Raw genomic sequence first — 5,032 nt, 5'->3', positions numbered from 1 at the left:
GAGCTCGCGGACGCCGTCCGCGGGGCCCTGCTGGAGGGCCGCCGGCGCATGGCCGAGGCCGTCGTATCGGCGGCGCAGGAGCGCGGCGAACTGCCCGCCGGTGTGGACCCGGCAGCCGCCCTGGACCGGCTCCCTCCACGGGGACGTCCGCGCTCTGCTGGAGGTCTTCTCGCACCTCCTGCGCCACCCCGTGGCCTCGGCCGTCATCCCCGACCTGCTCGTGGAGGCGGCCCGCCACCCGGAGCTCGCGGACGCCGTCCGCGGGGCCCTGCTGGAGGGCCGCCGGCGCATGGCCGAGGCCGTCGTATCGGCGGCGCAGGAGCGCGGCGAACTGCCCGCCGGTGTGGACCCGGCAGCCGCCCTGGACCTGGTGGCCGGGCCGCTCTACTGGCGCCAGACGGTCATCGGGCAGCCGGTCGCCGGCCCCGAACTCGACGTGCTGGCCCGCCAGGTGGTCGCGGGCCTGAAGGCGGCCCCCGCGGCCGGCTGACCTACGGCCACGGGCTCGGTGACAGCGCCGCCGGCTCGTCCGGCCGGGCCGCCGGGGCCGGGCGGCGCGCAGCCATCGGTACGACCGCCGGCACCGGGCCCGGCCGGCCGAGGAAGACCCGGCGGACGACCCGCTCGGCCGCGTTCCCGTCGTCGTACGGGCAGAAGCGCGCCCGGAACGCCGCCCGCAGCTGGGCCGAGCGGGAGCCCCGCCAGTGCCCGGTCGTGAAGATGTCGACCAGCTCGTCCTCGGTCCGCGCGATCGCCCCCGGAGGAAAGGCCCGCAGGTCGAAGTAGGTGCCGCGGGCCGCCTCGTACGCCTCCCAGTCGTCGGCGTGGACCACGATCGGCCGGTCCAGCACCGCGTAGTCGAACATCAGGGACGAGTAGTCCGTCACCAGCGCGTCCGAGGCCAGGCACAGCTCCTCGACCGACGGGTGCGCGGAGACGTCCAGCAGCCGCGGGTGCCGGACCGCCGCCCGCGGGCCCGAGTCCGCGTAGGTGGGGTGGTCGCGCACCAGCAGCGTGAACCGCGGTCCCAGGTCCCGCAGCACCCGCTCGAAGTCGAGGGGGTCCGGGCGGCTGCGCCGGTAGTCGCGGTGCGTCGGCGCGTACAGCACGGCCGTGGTGCCCGGCGCGATCCCGAGGCACTCGCGCAGCGCGGCGACGTCCGCCCCCGTCGCCCCGTGGAAGGGGTCGTTCCGCGGATGGCCGTACTCCAGCACCTCGTACGAGGACGGGACGGCCCGCTGCCACACGAGGGTGGAGTGCCGGTTCGCGGAGAGCAGGAAGTCCCACTGGTCGGCGCCGCGCAGGAGGCCGGCGAAGTCCGTCGTGGGGCTGGCCGCCGGCCGGTCCCGCAGGTCCAGGCCGACCCGCTTCAGCGGGGTGCCGTGCTGGGTCTGGAGGACGACCTGGCCCGGCCGCTTGACCAGTGCCCGGTCGGTGTTGACGTTCGTCGTCAGGTACGCGGCCCGCGCCAGCGCCGACCAGTACGCCGCCGAGCCCGGCCGCAGCCAGGCCGTCTGCGGCGGCAGCGTGGAGGCGTACCGCGGATCGCAGATCCACGCCGTCCGCATGCGCGGGGCCAGCTCCCGCAGCTTCGCCTCGATCGCGGCCGGGTTGCAGGCGTACCCGCCGTGCCAGTACGCGGAGAACACCGCCAGCTCCCGGTGCAGCGGCAGCAGCCGCTGGATGCGGTAGTGCAGGCGCAGCGCGCTCTCCCGCAGCCCCCGCCCCAGGACCGCCCCCGCCCGGCCGGCGGCCTCCGCCGCGGCGCGCAGCAGCGACAGGGCGCGGTGGGTGCGGCGCAGCCCCAGGAGCATCAGGGCGTGCCGGAGCCGGTCGGTCCGGGACCACGCGGGCGAGGCCGGCGCGCCGGCCGGCTCCCCGGCAGGCCGGTGCCTGCGCAGCAGGGCCGAGGCGCGGCGGTGGAACTCCGGGCGGGCGGCGCGCGGGAGGCGGCGGGGGTCGGCGTACACGGCGCGGAGGTGCTCGGCCATCCTCCGGTGCACGGCTGGGCGCCAGCGCTCCAGCTCGGGCCGGGTCGAGAGGTGCCCGAAGAGGCGCTGGTACTGGTCGAGGACGTCCAGGTGGCTGCGGCCGGGCGCGGCGGCGGGCGAGCCGGTGCGCCGGATCCGGTGGTGCGCGCAGACCCGGTCCAGGACGGCGACGGACTCCGCCGCCAGCAGCGCCGGATACGTCCAGGCCGTGTCCTCGTACAGGCCCGGAGGAAAGGACAGGCCCTCGCGCTCGACGTACTCGCGGCGGCAGGTGCTGCTCCACGCCGCCCTGGGCAGGCCGAGGAGCTCCGGCCGGTCGGCGAGCCGGAAGCTCGCCGGGCCCTCCTCGGACAGCAGGGGGTCGGGGCGGTTGCGGACGGCCTCGCCGGTCCAGTCCGTGCGCGCGTGGCCGTAGACGAGGACGTCGGGGGAGCCGGTGGCGTCGAGCCGGTCGGCGACGGCCCGCAGGGCGCCCGGGGCGAGCACGTCGCCGCCGTCGAGGAAGACGACGTACTCGCCGCGGGCCCGGGCGAGCCCGGCGTTGCGGGCCGGGCCCGGGCCCAGCGGGTGCGCCAGGTGGACGGCGGTGACCCGCGGGTCCCGGGCCGCGTACTCGTCGGCGATCTCGCCGCAGCCGTCCGGGGAGGCGTCGTCCACGGCGATCAGCTCGAAGTCCGGGTACGACTGGGACAGCACCGACTCCAGGCTCTCCTGGAGGTACGCCTGCACCTCGTACGCGGGCACGATGACACTGAACCGGGGCACGGCACATCCAGGGGTCGGCGCGGGCATATGGCCCGGGAACCCCCGCTGCGGCGACCGGGTTACGGGGCGCCCCCCGATCGGGTGAGGCCGTCACTTCACGGCTCCGGCCATCACCCCCGTGGTGAACTGCCGCTGGAACGCGAAGAACACGGCCAGCGGGACGGCCATCGACAGGAACGCCCCCGGGGCGAGGACGTCGATGTTGTTGCCGAACTGGCGGACCTGCTGCTGGAGGGCGACCGTGATCGGCGGGTTCGCGGAGTCCGCGAAGACCAGCGCGACCAGCATGTCGTTCCACACCCACAGGAACTGGAAGATCCCGAGCGAGGCGATCGCAGGGCCGCCGAGCGGAAGCACCACCTGCGCGAACAGCCGCAGTTCGCCCGCCCCGTCGAGCCGGGCCGCCTCCAGCAGCTCCCGCGGGATCTGCGCGAAGAAGTTCCGCAGCAGGAACACCGCGAACGGCAGCCCGAAGGCGGTGTGGAACAGCACCACCCCGGCCGTGGTCTCGAACAGGCCCACGGCGCCGAAGAGTTCGGAGACCGGGATCAGCGCCACCTGCACCGGCACCACCAGCAGGGCGACGACGGCGAGGAACAGCGCGTCCCGGCCCGGGAACTCCAGCCACGCGAACGCGTACCCCGCGCAGGAGCCCAGCACGAGGACGAGGAGGGTCGCCGGGACCGCGATCGCGACGGTGCTCAGCAGCGACCCGGTGATCGCCTCGTCCGCGAGGAGCCGCTCGTAGTTCGCGGTGGTCAGGCGGGCCGGAGCGGTCAGCGCCCGCCACCAGCCGCCCCGGTCGAGCTCTCCGGCGTCCAGGAACGAGGACACCAGCAGGCCGATCGTCGGCAGCAGCCAGAACAGGCCCGCGAGGACCAGGAAGACGCGGACCGCCCCGCCGGCCGCCTTGGACGCCGCAGCGTGCACGAAGCTCATCGGCGGGCCTCCCGGCGCATCCGGCGGATGTTGTAGAGCATCACGGGCACCACCAGCACCAGCAGCAGCACCGCGATGGCGCTGCCGAGGCCCGCGTCGGCGTCCGTGCCGAAGGACGTCCGGTACAGCTGGAGGGCCAGCACGTTCGCGTCGTCCTGGACCGACCCCGGGGCGATCACGAAGACCAGGTCGAAGATCTTCATCACGTTGATGACGAGCGTGACGAGGACGACCGCCAGGACCGGCGCCAGCAGCGGCACCGTGATCCGGCGGAACACCTGCCACTCGCCCGCCCCGTCCACCCGGGCCGCCTCCAGCAGCTCCCGCGGCACGGCCGCCAGCCCCGCCGCGATCAGCACCATCGCGAAGCCGGCCCACATCCACACGTACGCCCCGATGACCGCCGGCGTGACCAGCGCCGGGCCCAGCCACTCCACCCCCGCGTACGCCTCGCGGAAGTTCGAGGCGGGCAGCCGCAGCAGCGCCCCGTCCGCCTTCGCCGACAGCGTGAACGTGCCGTCGGCGCGGGTCGTCGCCGAGTCGACCACCCGGCCGTCGCGGACCGCCTCCACGCGCATCCCCGCGAAGCCCGACTCCGAGGCGTCGACCGTGTTCGGCCGCCCGCCGCCGCCCCGCGTGAAGTCCTGCCAGGCCGTGCCCGTCACCTTCCCGGGCTCGGCCGGCGCCGGACGGGCCGGGCGCGTCCCCTCGGGCAGGGCGTCCGGGGCGACGCCGACCAGCGGCAGCAGCACCGGCGTGCCCGCCCGTACCGGATCCCGCGTGGCGAAGCCGCCCGCGGCCGCGCCCTCCTCCGGGGCCAGCGGCGAGTCGCGGCCGGGGCGGGCCCGCGGGAACGCCGAGGCCGGGGCGAACGTGTCGTGCACCCCGACCCACACCGCGTTGGCGACGCCCCGGTCGGGGTCGTGGTCGTAGACCAGCCGGAAGATGATCCCGGCGGCCAGCATCGAGATCGCCATCGGCATGAAGACCAGCAGCTTGAACGCGGTGCCCCAGCGCACCCGCTCCGTCAGGACCGCGAAGACCAGGCCGAGCGCCGTCGCCACGGCCGGCGCCAACACCACCCACACCGCCGTGTTCTCCACGGCCGTGCGGACGGCGTCGTCCCGCAGGAGCTCGGCGTAGTTGCCGCCGCCGACGAACACCTCGCCCGATCGGTCGAAGAGGCTGCGCCACACCGAGTAGCCGATGGGGTGCACGACGAGCGCGCCGAGCAGCACCAGCGACGGCAGGAGGAACGCCGCCGCGACCAGGCGCCGGCGCCGGTCCTGCCGGGACCGCGCGGTGCGCCCGGGGCCCCCGGGCGCACCGCGCGGTCC

At 75.8% G+C, this 5,032-nt stretch carries 4 protein-coding genes; 1 reads left to right on the top strand and 3 read right to left on the bottom strand.

The window, feature by feature from the left end; all coding sequences use genetic code 11:
* The coding region (locus EF903_RS28605) for a TetR-like C-terminal domain-containing protein (RefSeq protein WP_125547914.1) at positions 1-490 on the top strand (490 nt) is incomplete at its 5' end.
* Position 491: 1 nt separating this feature from the next.
* Here EF903_RS28605 and EF903_RS28600 read toward each other — a convergent pair.
* The 3 genes from EF903_RS28600 to EF903_RS28590 all read right to left on the bottom strand — a co-directional run.
* A complete protein-coding gene (locus tag EF903_RS28600) occupies positions 492-2,783 on the bottom strand; it encodes a bifunctional glycosyltransferase family 2 protein/CDP-glycerol:glycerophosphate glycerophosphotransferase (RefSeq protein WP_125547913.1) in 2,292 nt (763 codons plus the stop codon).
* Between the two features lie 63 nt (positions 2,784-2,846).
* Positions 2,847-3,695: a carbohydrate ABC transporter permease gene (locus EF903_RS28595; protein ID WP_125547912.1), complete on the bottom strand. Its 849-nt coding sequence runs from the start codon at positions 3,693-3,695 to the stop codon at positions 2,847-2,849.
* Positions 3,692-5,032: carbohydrate ABC transporter permease (locus tag EF903_RS28590; RefSeq protein WP_399421904.1), on the bottom strand; the 1,341-nt coding region annotated here is incomplete at its 5' end. The genes EF903_RS28595 and EF903_RS28590, both read right to left, overlap by 4 nt.

It is taken from the genome of Streptomyces sp. WAC05292 (assembly GCF_003949955.1).
GTDB classification, from domain to species: Bacteria; Actinomycetota; Actinomycetes; order Streptomycetales; family Streptomycetaceae; genus Streptomyces; species Streptomyces globosus.
The sequence above is the reverse complement of the archived record's forward strand: the minus strand, read 5'-3'. Positions and strand labels throughout refer to the sequence as shown.

Bases quoted from the DNA above. Each gene is read 5' to 3' on its own strand.
- EF903_RS28600 (WP_125547913.1), bottom strand. From the start codon at position 2,783: ATGCCCGCGCCGACCCCTGGATGTGCCGTGCCCCGGTTCAGTGTCATC.
- EF903_RS28595 (WP_125547912.1), bottom strand. From the start codon at position 3,695: ATGAGCTTCGTGCACGCTGCGGCGTCCAAGGCGGCCGGCGGGGCGGTC.